This window comes from Pseudomonas sp. AP19, assembly GCF_001728855.1.
GTDB lineage: Bacteria > Pseudomonadota > Gammaproteobacteria > Pseudomonadales > Pseudomonadaceae > Aquipseudomonas > Aquipseudomonas fluorescens.
Map to the genome: position 1 here is coordinate 66,681 of NZ_LXJP01000018.1, position 15,638 is coordinate 82,318.

The window sequence follows — 15,638 nt, forward strand, 5'->3', positions numbered from 1 at the left end:
TTTGATTGAACGTTCAATCAACAAAGAATAAGATCTGCGACAAATGGTCGCTCCCTACAGATATTTCCTACCTGTGAGCAGCAGCCTCTGACACCTGCAAAAATCCTTGAAACCGGCCATATCAGGGCCTGCCACCGCTTCGGCGGGGCTCAAGAATTTTCGGGGTGTCTTTATAACACCCGTCCGTCGACTGCCGAAAAATCGATGTCCCGGGATAACCGTTGCCTTGTGTTTCTCTCTCGCACTGCCCGGAGCATCTGCGCCATGAGTTCTGCCTCTCTTATAAAGACCCCGCCGGAAAAGGTACGGGTCAACGGTTGGGTGTTTTACACCTCCACCGCGCTGATTCTATTGTTGACCGCCATCCTGATCATCGCCCCGCAGGAGGCCGGGCGCATGCTTGGCGTAGCACAAGCCTGGCTTTCCAAAAGCTTCGGCTGGTATTACATGGTGGTCATCGCCGCTTACCTGGTGTTTGTGGTCGGCCTGGCGTTTTCGTCCTACGGCAAGTTGAAACTGGGCAGCAAGGACGACACCCCGGACTTCAGCTACGGCGCCTGGGCCGGCATGCTGTTCTCGTCGGGTATCGGCATCTCGCTGCTGTATTTCGGCGCCTCGGAGCCGTTGGACCACTACTTCAACCCGCCCGAAGGCGCGGCCGCCAGCAATGGCGCGGCACGCCAGGCGCTGCAACTGACCTTCCTGCACTGGGGCCTGCACGGCTGGGCGATCTATGCCTTGGTCGGCCTGGCCGTGGCGTATTTCGCCTACCGTCATAACCAGCCGCTGGCCTTGCGTTCGGCGCTGTACCCGCTGGTGGGCGAGCGCTGGGTGAAGGGCGCGGCCGGCCACGCGGTGGACGGTTTCGGCATGTTCGTGACCCTGTTGGGCCTGGTGACGAACCTGGGGATTGGTTCGATGCAAGTGTCGTCGGGGCTTGAAAACCTGTTCGGCATGCAGCACAGCAACACCAACCTGCTGATCGTGATTATCGTGATGAGCACCGTGGCGACCATCGCTGCTGTGTCGGGTGTGGAGAATGGTATTCGCCGCCTGTCCAACCTCAACATCGTATTGTTCAGCGGTTTGCTGATTTTTGTGCTGCTGTTCGGCCCGACCCTGCACTTGCTCAATGGCCTGGTGCAGAACACCGGTGACTACCTCAACGGTATCGTGCTGAAAACCTTCGACCTCTATGTCTACGAAGGCGATGCCGACAAAACCGAACGCTGGATGGGCCTGTGGACGCTGTTCTACTGGGCCTGGTGGATTTCCTGGGCGCCATTTGTAGGCATGTTCATCGCGCGTATTTCCCGTGGTCGCACGGTGCGTGAACTGGTGGCCGGCGTGCTGCTGATCCCGCTGGGCTTCACCTTGGCGTGGTTGTCGATCTTCGGTAACTCGGCCCTGGACCTGGTGCTGAACCACGGTGCGGTGGAGTTGGGCAAGACGGCGCTGGAACAACCGTCGATGGCCATCTACCAATTGCTGGAGCATTACCCGGCGTCGAAAATCGTTATCGGTGTGTCGATCTTTGTCGGCTTTGTGCTGTTCCTGACCCCGGCGGATTCCGGCGCGGTGATGATGGCCAACCTTTCTTGCAAAGGCGGCAATGTGGATGAAGATGCGCCGCACTGGCTGCGGATCTTCTGGTCGGCGGTGATCATGCTGGTGACCATCGGCCTGCTGTTTGCCGGCAACTTCGAAGCCATGCAAACCATGGTCGTGCTGGCCGGGCTGCCGTTCTCGGTGGTGCTGATTTTCTTCATGTTCGGTTTGCACAAGGCGATGCGCCAGGACGTGGCCATGGAGCAGGAGCAGGCACAATTGGCTGAACGTGGTCGCCGTGGTTTCAGCGAGCGCCTGACCGCGCTGGACCTGCAACCGAGCCAGGGCACCGTGCAACGCTTTATGGACAAACATGTGACGCCGGCGTTGGAACAAGCGGCGACTGCGTTGCGTGATCAAGGGCTGGAAGTGCAGACCCTGCTGGGCAAATCCAAGCGCTGCATTGGTGTGCGCATCGAGATGGAAGAGGGCAACCCGTTTGTTTACGAAGTAAGCCTGGATGCTTATTCGTCGGCACCGAGCGACGTGCCCGAAGAAGAGCGTACGCGTTACTACCGGGCCGAGGTCTACCTGCACAACGGGCCTCAGGAATACGACCTGATGGGCTTTGCCCAGGAACAAATCACCCGGGACGTGCTCGATCAGTTTGAAAGCCATCGGCAGCTCCTTGGCCGTGTCTATAGCTGATGCTTGAGCCGAGCGGTGCCCTCACGGGTGCCGCTTTTTTTATGTGTAAACAGAGCAAAATGTGGGAGCGGGCTTGCTCGCGAATGCGGTGTATCAGTGACAGATGTGCTGACTGACACACCGCATTCGCGAGCAAGCCCGCTCCCACATTGAACCCGTTCCTTCAGTTGTCTTCGCGCTGCCTTAGCCCAGGTTCTTGCCCAGCAGGGCATGGTAAAGCTCGCTGTCCCCCAAGATCCCGACCACCTGGTTGTTGGTGTGCAACACCAGCTTGTTCCCGGTGTGATACCGAATCTGCAACGCATCGCGCATGCCGATATTGGAGTCCACCAGCGTCGGTACGCGGCCCAGTCCTTCAACCGCTTGCCCCGGCGCCCAGTTCTGCAAGTTCAGCACGGCACCATTCTGGCGTGCACCCTTGATGGTGTTGCCTTCGGCCAGGTCCAGCCACGAGTCGCCACCCGGGTCCAGGCACACCGAACCGTTGATGCGTTTGCAGTTGTCCAGGGTGCGCATCAAGCTGCGACCACACAGCACGTTCAACGGGTTGGTATGGGCGACGAAGGTGCGCACATAGTCGTCCGCCGGGTTCAGCACGATCTCTTCCGGCACGCTGTACTGGATGATCTTGCCGTCTTTCATGATCGCGATGCGGCTGCCCAGCTTAAGTGCTTCATCCAGGTCATGACTGACGAACACGATGGTCTTGCTCAGCTTGCGTTGCAGCTCCAGCAGTTCGTCTTGCAGGCCTTGGCGAATCAGCGGGTCGAGGGCGGAGAAGGGTTCATCCATCAGCAGGATATCGGCGTCCATCGCCAACGCGCGGGCCAGGCCGACACGTTGCTGCATGCCGCCGGACAACTCGTCAGGCTTCTTGTTGCGCCATTGGGCCAGGCCCACCAACTCCAGCTTGTCATCCACCAGCTTGCGCCGTTCCTTCTCGGGGCGGCCCTGCATTTCCAGGCCGAAGCTGATGTTCTCGCGCACCGTCAGCCACGGCATCAGGGCGAACTTCTGGAACACCATGGCGATGCGCTTGGTGCGCATCATTTTCAGCTCGGCAGGTGTGCACGAGGCGATGTCGATCTGGCGGCCTTCATGTTCGACAAACAGCTTGCCGCGGCTCACGGTGTTGAGGCCGTTGATGCAGCGCAGCAAGCTTGACTTGCCCGAGCCCGAGAGGCCCATCAGTACGCAGATCTCGCCTTTCTCGATGTCCAGGCTGGCTTTTTCAACGCCGACAATCTGGCCGGTTTTTTTCAGGATCTCGTTGCGACTCATCCCTTGGTCGAGCAGCTTGAGGGCTTCGCGCGGGTCCTTGGAGAAGATCACATCGACATTGTCGAATCGGATAATGCTCATGCATCACCCCCTACTTTGGCGTCGGGTTGTTTGCAGATGCGGTCGAGCATGATGGCCAGCAATACGATTGCCAGGCCGGCTTCAAAGCCCAGGGCAATGTCGGCGGTGTTCAGTGCGTTGACCACCGGCTTGCCGAGGCCGTCGGCGCCCACCAGGGCCGCGATCACCACCATCGACAACGACAGCATGATGCATTGGGTAATGCCGGCGGCAATGCTCGGCATGGCGTGGGGCAGTTCAATGCGTGAGAGCAACTGACGGCGTGAGCAGCCAAAGGCTTTACCGGCGTCCATCAACTCTTGTGGCACATCGCGGATACCCAGGTAAGTCAGGCGAATAGGCGCGGCAATCGCGAACACCACCGTGGAAATCAGACCGGGCACCACACCCAGCCCGAAGAGGGTCAGGGTTGGGATGAGGTAGACGAAAGTCGGCACGGTCTGCATCAGATCGAGTACCGGCCGCATCATCGTGTAGAACAGCGGTTTGTGCGCGGCAAGAATGCCCAGCGGCACACCGATGACCACGCAGACCAGGGTGGCGAACAGCACCTGCGCGAGGGTTTCCATGGTTTCCTGCCAGTACCCCAGGTTCAGGATCAGCAGGAAGGAGGCGATGACAAACACCGTCAGGCCCCATTTGCGTTGAATGAAGTGAGCGAGTAGCGCAATCAGACCGATCAATGCCAGCGGATTGAACCAGGTCAGCGCAAACGTCACGCCGTGGATCATCGTTTCCAGTGTCGATGCGATTGCGTCGAAGTAGTTGGCGCCATGTTTGGTCAACCATTCGACGAAGGCAGCGATGTACTGGCCTAGTGGGATTTTCTGTTCAGTCAGCATGGTAGTGAATGTCCACATGCGAAGGGGAAAAACATCCCGGGCCAGCGTACCGGCCCGGGGTCAGCACTTACTTGGCGAGATACGCTTTTACGGCCTCCAGACCTGGTTTGCCATCGACGGTGGTCACACCGGCGAGCCAGGTGTCGAGTACGGCGGGGTTCTTCTTCAGCCAGGCCTTGGCGGCGGCGTCAGGCTTCATTTTGTCGTCCAGGACGTTACCCATCAGCGAGCTTTCCATGTCCAGGGTGAACGACAGGTTTTTCAGCAATTGACCAACGTTGCTGCATTCCTGGGTGTAGCCCTTGCGAACGTTGGTGTAGATGGTGGCCTGGCCGTAGTTGGGGCCGAACGAATCGTCACCCCCGGTCAGGTACTTGATCTTGAAGCGGGTGTTCATCGGGTGCGGTTCCCAGCCGAGGAACACAATGGCCTGGCCACGTTTGGTGGCGCGTTCCACCTGAGAGAGCATCCCGGCTTCGCTGGATTCCACAACCTTGAAGCCTGCGTCTTTCAAGCCGAACTGGTTTTTATCGATGAGGGTCTGGATGGTGCGGTTGCCGTCGTTACCCGGTTCGATACCGTAGATCTTGCCGCCCAGCTCGTCCTTGAATTTGGCAATATCGGCGAAGTCTTTCAGGCCTTTGTTGTACAGCTCTTCGGGGACCGCCAGGGTGTATTTGGCGTTTTCCAGGTTAGCGCGCACGGTTTCCACGGTGCCGGCATCACGGTACTGCTTGATGTCGTTTTCCATGGTCGGCATCCAGTTGCCGAGGAAGATGTCCATGTTCTTACCGTCGGCCAGGGACTTGTAGGTCACCGGCACCGAAATCATCGTGGTGCGTGGCTTGTAGCCGAGGCCCTTGAGGATTTCGCTGGTGGTCGCGGTAGTGACGGTGATGTCGGTCCAGCCGACATCAGAGAAGTTGACGGTCTGACATTGTGCCGGTTCTGCAGCGTTCGCCAGGACTGGCAGACTCAACATGGCGGCCAACAACAACGAGGGTGAACCTTTCATCGGGGTAGACTCCTGTGTCTTTTTTCTGGCGGCATTCGCCGCGCTTTATACGTGTTGCGGTTGGGGCGTGCGATGAAGCGCAGGCACGGTGCCTTGCAAACGAGTCGAGACTGATCATGTACCAGTGAAAATCTGACGCCTACAGGGGGCGTCGTATCCAGTACAGGGATGGTCGTATCCAGTGTCGGTGACGTCGCTTACAGATTTTTCCAAAGGCAAAACTGCAGTTTTTACCGATCTGCACCGCAAAAAACGGCCAAAACGCCTGATCGCACGGACGCGACGCTAGTGAGCATGGGTGCGTCGGTGTGAGACGCCGTGAGGACCGCCAAAAGCTTGATGATGCGGCCATCTGGGCGATCTGAGCGTAGCACCTCGTTCAAGCCTGGCCGTGCTTATCGAGGAGTTCTACCGCAATGGCTATCAGCGTTTTCGACCTGTTCAAGATCGGCATCGGGCCTTCTAGTTCTCACACCGTCGGCCCCATGCGCGCCGCGGCGTTGTTCGTCCAAGCATTACGTGAACGTGAATGGTTGGAACAAGTCAGGCGCGTCGAAGTTCAGCTATATGGCTCGTTGTCGGCCACCGGCATCGGCCACGGCAGCGACACCGCCACCATCATGGGCCTGATGGGCGAGTGGCCGGACGCAATCGACCCGTCGCAAATCGGCCTGCGCATTCACACCCTGCGCGAGACCGACACCCTCTTGCTCGACGGTCACTTGCCGGTGCCTTTCATATGGGCGCGCGACATGCGCCTGCTCGACGAAAACCTACCGTTCCATCCCAATGGCATGACGCTGGTGGTGTTCGGTGATGACGGCGAACTGCACCGCGATACTTACTATTCGGTGGGTGGCGGTTTTGTGGTGGATGAAGCCCAGGCGCAAAGCGGTGTGGCCGACCTGGACCGCACCGAGCTGCCCTACGATTTCTCCAGTGCGGTGGAGCTGTTGCAGCTGTGCAAAACCCACGACCTGCGTGTGGCCGAGTTGATGCTGGCTAACGAAAAGGTCTGGCGCTCTGAAGAAGAAATCCGCAGTGGCCTGATGAAGCTCTGGCGGGCCATGCAGGATTGCGTGGAGCAGGGCCTCAAGCACGAAGGCATCTTGCCCGGTGGCCTGAATGTGCGGCGTCGCGCGGCCAAATTGCACCGCAGCCTGCAGGAACTGGGCAAACCGAATGTGATTGGCTCGACCTTGAGTGCCATGGAGTGGGTCAACCTGTTCGCCCTGGCGGTGAATGAAGAAAACGCCGCGGGTGGGCGCATGGTCACCGCGCCGACGAATGGGGCGGCGGGGATTATTCCGGCGGTGCTGCACTACTTTATGAAGTTCAGCGAAGAGGTCACTGAAGCCAACGTCGTCGACTACCTGTTGGGTGCGGCGGCGGTGGGGATTCTGTGCAAGAAAAACGCTTCGATCTCGGGGGCTGAAGTCGGCTGCCAGGGCGAAGTCGGTTCGGCGTGCGCCATGGCTGCCGCCGGGCTGGCCGAGATCCTCGGCGCCACGCCTGAGCAGGTGTGCAACGCCGCCGAAATCGGCCTGGAACACAACCTCGGCCTCACGTGCGACCCGGTGGGCGGGCTGGTGCAAGTGCCGTGCATCGAACGCAATGCGATTGCGGCGGTGAAAGCCATCAACGCGGCGCAGATGGCGCTGCGCGGTGATGGCCAACACTTTATCTCCCTGGACCGCGTGATCCGCACCATGCGCGATACGGGGGCGGATATGCATGACAAGTACAAGGAGACCTCGCGCGGCGGGTTGGCGGTGAGTGCGGTGGAGTGTTGACACCGAGTCGCCTGCATCGCAGGCAAGCCAGCTCCCACCTTTGAATGTATTCACAGATCAAAATGTGGGAGCGGGCTTGCCCGCGATGGCGGTAGCTCAGGCAACACTGCTCAAAAAGTGAACACCCAAATTCAAAAGCGCCACCTTTTAGCGCGTCGCAAACAGATAAGTAGCTCCCAAACGATTTCCTCCCCCACCGCCCGTCAGCCGTGCGTGCGGTGACAGACTTTTCCCACACCCTCAAAGCGCCTTCCCACAAGTGCTACCGAACTGCTCACACCCCTTGAACGAGGCTGTTCCTACGTCCTTTTCGGGTATATCCCGCACTTCCTGCGCGGGCTTATATAGACGCATCATCAGGTCGTTTTCAGGATTTATTGAATACCCATTCAATTTTAGGCATGGCATTTGCTCTATCAAATTAAAGCCTCTCTCTGCCCAAGAGCAGAGCGCAATAACAAGAGCCTCGCCTGAGGCCATCACCCGCTTTGTGTGAGGAGATACCGCGATGACGTCGTTCAACTCAGGGGCTCAACCCCAGAACCGTGCGCCTCAATCCATCGGCTTTTTGCTGCTGGACAATTTCACGCTGATTTCCCTGGCGTCGGCTGTGGAACCACTGCGCATGGCCAATCAACTGTCCGGTCGCGAGCTGTATCGCTGGACAACCCTGAGTGTTGACGGCAACCAGGTGTGGGCCAGCGATGGTCTGCAAATCACCCCCGATGCCGCCATGCACAAAGCCCCGGCCCTGGACACTGTCATTGTGTGCGGCGGCGTGGGTATCCAGCGCACCGTCACCCGTGAACACGTGTCGTGGCTGCAAAGCCAGGCCCGCCAGTCGCGTCGCCTCGGCGCCGTGTGTACCGGCAGTTGGGCCCTGGCCTGCGCCGGTTTGCTCGACGGTTTTGACTGCAGCGTGCACTGGGAATGCCTGGCGTCGATGCAGGAAGCTTTTCCTCGCGTGGTCATGAGCACTCGCCTGTTTACCCTCGACCGTAACCGGTTCACCAGCTCGGGCGGCACCGCACCGCTGGACATGATGCTGCACCTGATCAGCCGCGACCACGGCCGTGAGTTGTCGGCCGCCATCTCCGAGATGTTTGTGTACGAACGCATCCGCAACGAGCAGGATCACCAACGTGTGCCGCTCAAGCATATGCTCGGCACCAACCAGCCGAAGCTGCAGGAAATCGTCGCGCTGATGGAGGCCAACCTGGAAGAGCCGATCGACCTGGATGAACTGGCGGTGTACGTCGCCGTGTCCCGTCGGCAGTTGGAGCGGCTGTTCCAGAAATACCTGCATTGCTCGCCGTCTCGCTACTACCTCAAATTGCGTCTGATCCGTGCGCGGCAATTGCTCAAGCAAACGCCGATGTCGATCATCGAAGTGGCCTCGGTGTGCGGGTTTGTGTCCACGCCGCACTTCTCCAAGTGCTACCGCGAGTACTTCGGCATTCCGCCACGGGATGAGCGCGTAGGTTCCAACACCGCCCAGCAAGTGGCGATGATGCCGATTCCGCAGGCGCTGGTGTTGTCACCGTTGTCGGGGCCGATGTCGGCGTTGAGTCAGGCGCGTAATGAGTCGACGTTTGCCAGTGTAAGGCTCTAAACCAGCCTTGTGGCGAGCGGTCTTGCCCCGCGTTGGGCTGCGCAATGTGGTGTGTCAGGCAGACCTCAAACTGCGGGGTTTGGGGCCGCTTCGCAGCCCCGCGCGGGGCTCTATCAGGCGCCGGAGTTTTGCTTGAACTGCACCAGCGCCGGCAACAACTGCTTGTCGATCGCCTGCCTCACCGCCGGCAAAATCGTCGCGCTGCCGGTGTACATCTGTTCCACCATGCCCTTGAGTGCCTTGGCCCGTGCGGCACTCAAACCGCGTACCGCACACTCGCAGGCCTGCTCGGCGGTGGCCCCGCTGGACACTTCAAAACCCAGCGAGCGCAGCTGGCTCAGTAGGTCGTGCTGGTCAATCAAATCCGCGTGCATCATGACGTTTATCCTGGTGTAGGGAACGGGGATTGAACTGGATTCTGGTAGGCCCTCGGCCGGTCGGCAAGGGCAGAATCAATGAATGGCTCAGATGGCTATGAACAGGTCGTTTTCGGGCCATTTACCGCCATGAGGAATGGGCACACTGACTGCCAGGCAAGCAGCTTGAAGGTTTGGTCACCCTCGGGATGTCACGCTCACACACCCAGCACTCTGCCCCGATCCAGTCACGGCTGGTTCGGGGCTTTTTTTGCTTGGGATGTGCGGTGGCTGTGCTGGCCTCTTCGCGAGCAAGCCCGCTCCCACACTTGACCGAGTTTTATCTTGGAAACGCGGTCAAGTGTGGGAGCGGGCTTGCTCGCGAAGGGTGCGCCTTGGGCTACCGCTGCAACACCAGAATTCTAGAGAGCAGCTCATCCCGGTCGACATAGCAACCCTGGAAATGCCGCGCGCCGGAAGCCGGGTCAAACGCATTGCGCGCATGCAGCGTACGGCGGTTGTCGAAGCACCACAGCTCGCCCGGGTTCAGCCGCTGGACCACCCGAAAGCGCGCCTCGCGGGTCATGGCAATGAACCGCCGATACGCGCGATACAGCAACGGCATCTGCTCCACCGGCGCCTCAAACGGCCCGCGCAAAAAGTTAGCCATGCGAATCTCGGCAACATCTCCCAAGGCATCCAGCGCAATGATCGGCGCGAGGCGGCGATAGTCGCTGTGGCGGTCTTTATTGCGAAACTCCACCGGGATCTCACACAGGGCACGAAACGCCTCGGGGTCTTCCGTGCGCAGTGCTGCGGCGATGGCAAACCCATCGACGAAAATACTCTCGCCACCCGTGGCATCGTTCACCAGGCAATGCAGAAATTGCAGGCCCGGTTGCAGCTCCCGCGTCGGTAAGTCGCTGTGCAGCGGCAGGTTGAAAGCGGTGTAGGCATTGCTGTCGGCATCGGCCTTGGATTGCACGTTGAACAGCACGCCGAAGTTGCTCTCGCGGATAAAGGCAATGCGCTGGGCGACCCGCGCCAGAGAGCCGGGTTCGGTCGGTACACCGCGGATTTGTGTAAGGCCTGAATCACGCAGAGCCAGCAACCATTGCAGCAAGACCTTGGGGTCTTCCATCACCGCGGCGTAGTCGAACACCGGCAGCGTAAACCGCTGATCCCACAGTTCGGATCGGGGTTTCGCCGCACGGCGTTCAGCGCGCGATTGATCATCATAGGCGTGCGCCCGCAGCCAGCCGGGAGCGTACCGGCTGAGATGGCCGCCGCTCCATTCCACCTGCAGAAAACCATCGTCGAGGCAGGCACTGACAGCGCTGAGGTGTGCATCCACATCGACAATTTCCAGTACCTGTTCGCGGGTCACGCTGTACACGCACTCCGCGCAGGGGCAGTTGTCCCGCAGCCACTGATGATGAAACGGGCTCAGCCGCCCGTCGGCCCATTGCACGCGAATCTGATCGTCCAGCACCCGCGCATCGGCGAGCTCACTGATCAGCGGGTAAGTACGAAAATCGGCAACAGCGGCGGCGGTTGGCATGGCGATTCCTTATGGTTTTTTGGGTGGCAGTCCAATCACTCGGCCGAGGAGGGCGGGTCGTGGCAGGTCGGCCTGCTCAGCGCTGATCGCGATGAGTTTTTCCAGGGTCGCTTCGGTGAACGGCGCCGCATGCGGGCCGGCGAGATCGACGTGCAGCAACATCTGTTCGTTGCCCGCCAGTTCCTTCTCACCGCCCACCAGGTGCAGGCTGTGATAGAGGTGCAGGCGCTTGGCATCGTGGGCGATGAGCTGAGTGTGCACCTCCACTTCGGCACCGAGTTTTACCTCGTGCAGATAGTTGAGGTGCAGCTCCAGGGTGAACAGCGAGTGGCCGCTGGCTTCGCGGTTTTCGCTGTCCAGCCCCAAGGTGTCCATCAGTGCGTCGGTGGCGTAACTGAAAATCAGCAGGTAGAACGCATCGCGCAGGTGGCCGTTGTAATCCACCCAGTCGGGTTGGATTTTTGTGGTGTAAGTAGTCAGTGCAGGCATGGCGTGTAATCCGAAAATGTACTCGGTCAAAAATGTGGGAGCGGGCTTGCTCGCGAATGCGGTGTGTCAGTTGATGCATTCGGTACTGATCCATCGCATTCGCGAGCAAGCCCGCTCCCACATTAGTTACTCAGCGAAGCTCATACCGTGTTTGGCTTTGGTGGTTTTTACCGCTTCAAGCACCGCCAACAAGCAATCATCACGATAGCGCTCCAGCGCCGAAATGCTGTGCGTGCCCAACTGCTCGCGGGTGCCATCCACCACATCGTCAATCAACTTGTCGGTCAATTCCGGCGCCGGCAAGTACGTCCACGGCAACTGCAACGCCGGGCCGAACTGCGCCATGAAATGCCGCATGCCGGCATCGCCACCTGCGAGGGTGTAAGTCAGGAAGGTGCCCATGAACGACCAGCGCAAACCTGCGCCAAACCGGATCGCGTCGTCGATCTCGCCTGTCGTCGCCACGCCGTCATTCACCAGGTGCAACGCTTCACGCCACAGCGCTTCGAGCAGGCGGTCAGCGATAAAGCCCGGTACTTCCTTGCGCACATGCAACGGGCGCATGCCGAGGGATTCGTACACCTTGATCGCCGCTTGAACAGCCTCCGGTGCGGTGTGCTTGCCGCCCACCACTTCCACCAGCGGCAGCAGGTAAACCGGGTTGAACGGGTGACCGACCACGCAGCGTTCCGGGTGGGTCGAGCCTTCGTAGAATTCACTCGGTAGCAGGCCCGAGGTGCTCGAGCCAATCAACGCATTCGGCTTGGCCGCTGCGCTGATCTTGCTGTGCAGTTCCAGCTTCAACTCCAAGCGCTCCGGGGCACTTTCCTGGATGAAGTCTGCGTCTTTCACGCACTCTTCGATGGTCGCGACGAAGCGCAAGCGGTCTTGGGATGCACCGGCTGCCAGGCCGTGTTTCTCCAGCGCGCCCCAGGCATTGGCGACACGCTTGCGCAGGGCGGCTTCAGCGCCGGGCGCCGGGTCCCAGGCGACCACGTCCAGGCCGTGGGCCAGGGCGCGGGACACCCAACCGCTGCCGATAACGCCGCTGCCGAGGGCGGCGAAGGTTTTGATCTCAGTGATAAAACGCATGGCAAATTCCTAAAAATATTCGCAAATTCTGTTTTGGCAACCGGTTCAAAATGTGGGCGCGGGCTTGCTCGCGAATGCGCGGTGTCAGTTGATGCATTCGGTGGCTGATTCGCCGCCTTCGCGAGCAAGCCCGCTGCCACCTTTGATTCGGTTTCGGCAGTGAGTCCTGTTGCGTGTCTAGCCGCGTTTGGTCAGGCCCATCTTCACGCGGCCTTCAGCCGGGGTCATGACCCGTGCGCCGAGGCGGCTGAGGATTTCACTGGCGCGTTCCACCAGTTGGCCATTGGTGGCGAGCACGCCTTTGTCCAGCCACAGGTTGTCTTCCAGGCCGACCCGCACGTTGCCGCCCAGCAGCACGGCTTGCGCCGCCATCGGCATTTGCATGCGGCCGATCCCGAAGCCGGCCCACACCGCATCGGCCGGCAAGTTGTCGACCATGGCTTTCATGGTGGTGGTGTCAGCCGGTGCGCCCCATGGGATACCCAGGCACAGCTGGAACAACGGGTTGTCGAGCAGGCCTTCCTTGATCATCTGCTTGGCGAACCACAGGTGGCCGGTGTCGAAAATTTCCAGCTCGGCTTTTACGCCCAGCTCTTGAATACGCTTGGCGCCGGCACGCAGTTGCGCCGGGGTGGACACGTAAATGGTGTCGCCATCGCCGAAGTTCAGGGTGCCGCAGTCCAGGGTGCAGATTTCTGGCAGCAACGCCTCGACGTGCGCCAGGCGAGTCAGCGGGCCGACCAGGTCGGTGTTGGGGCCGAACTCCATCGGGTGCTCGCCGCCGCCGATTTCGAGGTCGCCGCCCATGCCGGCGGTGAGGTTGACGATGATGTCGATGTCGGCCTCGCGGATGCGCTCCATCACTTCGCGGTACAGGGCGACGTCGCGGCTGAATTTGCCGGTCTGCGGGTCACGCACGTGGCAATGCACGACGGTCGCGCCGGCCTTGGCGGCTTCCACGGCGGCCGCAGCGATTTGTTTGGGGGTGACCGGCACGTGCGGGCTTCTGGCGGTCGTGTCGCCAGCACCGGTGAGTGCGCAGGTGATGATGACGTCGTGGTTCATGAGGCAGGTTCCTTACAGGCGGGCGTAGTGATGCCGTTCGCAGCCAGGCGCGGCTGCGATACGGTGATTCGAATCAGGTTATTGGCTGCTCAATTGCAGGTTGGCGGCGGCCGGTTTTCCGTCGAAGGTCGTCACCCCTTCGAGCCAGCGTTGCTGGTCTTGCGGGTGATCCTTGAGCCACTGCTTGGCGGACTCGAACGCGTCCTTGTGATCCAGCAACGGCTGCATCATTCGGCTCTCGTCGGCGGCGGTGAAGGTCAGGTTGGTCAGCAGCTTGTGGATGTTGGGGCACTGTTCGGCGTAGGTCGGCGAAGTGACGCTCCACACGGTGGCCATGCCTTCGTTCGGGCCCAGGGCGTCGTCGCTGCCGGTGAGGTACGTCATCGCGACGTTGACGTTCATCGGGTGTGGCGCCCAGCCGAAGAACACCACGGCTTCCTTGCGGCGCACGGCGCGGTCCACGGCGGCGAGCATGCCGGCCTCACTGGACTCCACCAGTTGGAACTTGCCCAGGCCGAACTGGTTCTTGGCAATCATCGCCTTGATCTGGGTGTTGGCACCCGAGCCCGGCTCGATGCCGTAGATCTTGCCGCCCAGTTCTTTTTCGAACTTGGCGATGTCAGCGAAGGTTTTCAGGCCCTTGTCCGCCAGGTAGGTCGGCACCGCCAGGGTCGCGCGGGCGTCTTCCAGGCTGGGTTTTTCAAGGACCTTGACCTGTTTGGCGTCGACGAACGGGGTGATGGTCTGGGTCATCAGCGGGTTCCAGTAACCCAGGAACAGGTCCAGGCGCTGGTCGCGGATACCGGCGAAGATGATTTGCTGGGAGGCGCTGGTTTGTTTGGTCTTGTAGCCGAGGCCGTCGAGCAACACTTGGGTCATGGCGCTGGTGGCGATTACGTCGGTCCAGTTCACCACGCCCATGCGCACGTTCTGGCAAGAAGCCGCATCGGCTGCCATGACGTTGGTGCTCAAAATGGCGCTGGCGCTGAATGCGAGCACGCAGCGGCTGATCAGTCGGTTCATGGTGGTTCCCTCGGCAGGTTGTTATTGTGGGTTCCGGCGTCTTTGTGCGCCGTGGGATCACGTTACGCAGCTTGCAGGGCGACAAAACGCACGGCGGCGACTCGCTCTTGCACTGCAGCGACCTGCCCCCTTGAATGACCGATTGAACTGGCGTATCACAGTGAGCACGCTGTCCGTCCTACGAGAGCGCACCATGTCCCAGGATTTCTACTTTCTGCTGATGCCGGGCTTCTCTGCCATCGGCTTTATTTCTGCGCTCGAACCGCTGCGGGTCGCCAATCGTTTTCGCGGCGAGCTGTATCGCTGGCACGTATTGAGTGCCGACGGCGGCGCGGTGCTGGCGAGCAATGGCATGTCGGTCAACGCCGACGCTGCGCTGGAGCCGCTGAAAAAGGGCGCGACCCTGCTGGTGGTGGCCGGTTTCGAGCCGCTGCAGTTCGCCACGCCGGCATTGGAACACTGGCTGCGCCGCCTCGACCACGAAGGCGTCACCCTTGGCGCCATCGACACCGGTGCCTGCGTGCTCGCCGAAGCCGGTTTGCTCGACGGCCACCGCCTGACGCTGCACTGGGAAGCCATTGATGCGTTCAAGGAATCTTATCCCCAGCTCACCGTGACCCAGGAGCTGTTCGAGATCGACCGTCGCCGCATCACCTGCGCCGGCGGCACTGCGTCCATCGACCTGATGCTCGACCTGATCGCCCAGGCTCACGGGCCCGACCTGGCGATCCAGGTGTCCGAACAATTCGTGCTCGGCCGCATCCGCCCACGCAAAGACCACCAACGCATGCAGATCGCCACGCGCTACGGCATCAACAACAAGAAGTTGGTGCAGGTGATTGGCGAGATGGAGCAACACACCGAACCGCCGCTGAGCACCTTGGCGCTGGCGGAAGCAATCAAAGTGACGCGGCGGCAGTTGGAGCGGCTGTTTCGCCTGCATTTGAATGACACGCCGAGCAACTTCTATTTGGGCTTACGCCTGGAAAAAGCCCGGCAACTGCTGCGCCAGAGCGATATGAGCGTGCTGGAGGTGAGTATTGCGTGCGGGTTTGAGTCGCCGTCGTACTTCACGCGCAGCTATCGGGCGCGGTTTGCCAAGTGCCCGCGGGAAGATCGGCGACGGGAGGTGGTTTGACCGGCAATTATAGTCAATTATACTCACGGCTATA

13 protein-coding genes are annotated in these 15,638 nt (G+C 60.4%); 4 read left to right on the forward strand and 9 right to left on the reverse strand.

Annotation, left to right across the window (positions count from 1 at the left end; all coding sequences use genetic code 11):
• The first annotated feature begins 321 nt into the window (after window positions 1-321).
• Window positions 322-2,256: a BCCT family transporter gene (locus tag A7D21_RS14865; protein WP_256556227.1), complete on the forward strand. Its 1,935-nt coding sequence runs from the start codon at window positions 322-324 to the stop codon at window positions 2,254-2,256.
• Window positions 2,257-2,439: 183 nt separating this feature from the next.
• On the opposite strand, the gene choV is transcribed toward A7D21_RS14865, so the two are convergent.
• From choV to A7D21_RS14880, 3 genes are all read right to left on the reverse strand, one after another.
• Entirely contained in the window at window positions 2,440-3,618 is a 1,179-nt protein-coding gene (gene choV, locus A7D21_RS14870) for a choline ABC transporter ATP-binding protein (protein ID WP_053258402.1), read from the reverse strand.
• Window positions 3,615-4,460, reverse strand: a complete 846-nt coding sequence (gene choW, locus A7D21_RS14875; RefSeq protein ID WP_053258401.1) for a choline ABC transporter permease subunit — start codon at window positions 4,458-4,460, stop codon at window positions 3,615-3,617. The genes choV and choW overlap by 4 nt, the downstream gene beginning before the upstream one ends.
• Window positions 4,461-4,527: 67 nt before the next feature.
• Window positions 4,528-5,475, reverse strand: a complete 948-nt coding sequence (locus A7D21_RS14880; RefSeq protein WP_069552012.1) for a choline ABC transporter substrate-binding protein — start codon at window positions 5,473-5,475, stop codon at window positions 4,528-4,530.
• Window positions 5,476-5,891: 416 nt separating this feature from the next.
• Between A7D21_RS14880 and A7D21_RS14885 the strand changes: the two genes are divergently transcribed.
• Both A7D21_RS14885 and A7D21_RS14895 read left to right on the forward strand, forming a co-directional pair.
• Window positions 5,892-7,268, forward strand: a complete 1,377-nt coding sequence (locus tag A7D21_RS14885; RefSeq protein WP_053258399.1) for an L-serine ammonia-lyase — start codon at window positions 5,892-5,894, stop codon at window positions 7,266-7,268.
• 508 nt (window positions 7,269-7,776) lie between these two features.
• Window positions 7,777-8,880 (forward strand): GlxA family transcriptional regulator, encoded by a 1,104-nt coding sequence (locus tag A7D21_RS14895; RefSeq protein WP_053258397.1) that lies wholly within the window; start codon window positions 7,777-7,779, stop codon window positions 8,878-8,880.
• Between the two features lie 113 nt (window positions 8,881-8,993).
• Here the strand turns inward: A7D21_RS14895 and A7D21_RS14900 are convergent, their stop codons facing one another.
• The 6 genes from A7D21_RS14900 to A7D21_RS14925 all read right to left on the reverse strand — a co-directional run bounded on the left by A7D21_RS14900 (window position 8,994) and on the right by A7D21_RS14925 (window position 14,466).
• Complete coding sequence (locus A7D21_RS14900; protein ID WP_053258396.1) at window positions 8,994-9,257, reverse strand: hypothetical protein; 264 nt, start codon at window positions 9,255-9,257, stop codon at window positions 8,994-8,996.
• Window positions 9,258-9,636: 379 nt separating this feature from the next.
• Complete coding sequence (locus A7D21_RS14905; protein WP_053258395.1) at window positions 9,637-10,797, reverse strand: gamma-butyrobetaine dioxygenase; 1,161 nt, start codon at window positions 10,795-10,797, stop codon at window positions 9,637-9,639.
• A 9-nt stretch (window positions 10,798-10,806) separates the two neighbouring features.
• Window positions 10,807-11,286 (reverse strand): thioesterase family protein, encoded by a 480-nt coding sequence (locus tag A7D21_RS14910; RefSeq protein WP_053258394.1) that lies wholly within the window; start codon window positions 11,284-11,286, stop codon window positions 10,807-10,809.
• Between the two features lie 126 nt (window positions 11,287-11,412).
• A complete protein-coding gene (locus A7D21_RS14915) occupies window positions 11,413-12,378 on the reverse strand; it encodes an L-carnitine dehydrogenase (protein ID WP_069552014.1) in 966 nt (321 codons plus the stop codon).
• 177 nt (window positions 12,379-12,555) lie between these two features.
• Window positions 12,556-13,443: a 3-keto-5-aminohexanoate cleavage protein gene (locus tag A7D21_RS14920; RefSeq protein WP_069552015.1), complete on the reverse strand. Its 888-nt coding sequence runs from the start codon at window positions 13,441-13,443 to the stop codon at window positions 12,556-12,558.
• Between the two features lie 78 nt (window positions 13,444-13,521).
• Entirely contained in the window at window positions 13,522-14,466 is a 945-nt protein-coding gene (locus tag A7D21_RS14925) for a choline ABC transporter substrate-binding protein (RefSeq protein WP_069552016.1), read from the reverse strand.
• Between the two features lie 193 nt (window positions 14,467-14,659).
• On the opposite strand from A7D21_RS14925, the gene A7D21_RS14930 reads away from it, so the two are divergent.
• Window positions 14,660-15,604 carry a GlxA family transcriptional regulator gene (locus A7D21_RS14930; protein ID WP_053258390.1) on the forward strand — a complete coding sequence of 315 codons (945 nt, stop codon included), beginning with the start codon at window positions 14,660-14,662 and terminating at the stop codon, window positions 15,602-15,604.
• Window positions 15,605-15,638 lie beyond the last annotated feature (34 nt).

What these genes read in the sequence shown, in the direction of transcription:
- A7D21_RS14900 (WP_053258396.1), bottom strand. Translation starts at nt 9,257, where the DNA reads ATGATGCACGCGGATTTGATTGACCAGCACGACCTACTGAGCCAGCTG.
- A7D21_RS14895 (WP_053258397.1), top strand. Translation starts at nt 7,777, where the DNA reads ATGACGTCGTTCAACTCAGGGGCTCAACCCCAGAACCGTGCGCCTCAA.
- choW (WP_053258401.1), bottom strand. Translation starts at nt 4,460, where the DNA reads ATGCTGACTGAACAGAAAATCCCACTAGGCCAGTACATCGCTGCCTTC.
- A7D21_RS14925 (WP_069552016.1), bottom strand. Translation starts at nt 14,466, where the DNA reads ATGAACCGACTGATCAGCCGCTGCGTGCTCGCATTCAGCGCCAGCGCC.
- A7D21_RS14915 (WP_069552014.1), bottom strand. Translation starts at nt 12,378, where the DNA reads ATGCGTTTTATCACTGAGATCAAAACCTTCGCCGCCCTCGGCAGCGGC.
- A7D21_RS14920 (WP_069552015.1), bottom strand. Translation starts at nt 13,443, where the DNA reads ATGAACCACGACGTCATCATCACCTGCGCACTCACCGGTGCTGGCGAC.
- A7D21_RS14910 (WP_053258394.1), bottom strand. Translation starts at nt 11,286, where the DNA reads ATGCCTGCACTGACTACTTACACCACAAAAATCCAACCCGACTGGGTG.
- A7D21_RS14930 (WP_053258390.1), top strand. Translation starts at nt 14,660, where the DNA reads ATGTCCCAGGATTTCTACTTTCTGCTGATGCCGGGCTTCTCTGCCATC.
- A7D21_RS14885 (WP_053258399.1), top strand. Translation starts at nt 5,892, where the DNA reads ATGGCTATCAGCGTTTTCGACCTGTTCAAGATCGGCATCGGGCCTTCT.
- choV (WP_053258402.1), bottom strand. Translation starts at nt 3,618, where the DNA reads ATGAGCATTATCCGATTCGACAATGTCGATGTGATCTTCTCCAAGGAC.
- A7D21_RS14880 (WP_069552012.1), bottom strand. Translation starts at nt 5,475, where the DNA reads ATGAAAGGTTCACCCTCGTTGTTGTTGGCCGCCATGTTGAGTCTGCCA.
- A7D21_RS14905 (WP_053258395.1), bottom strand. Translation starts at nt 10,797, where the DNA reads ATGCCAACCGCCGCCGCTGTTGCCGATTTTCGTACTTACCCGCTGATC.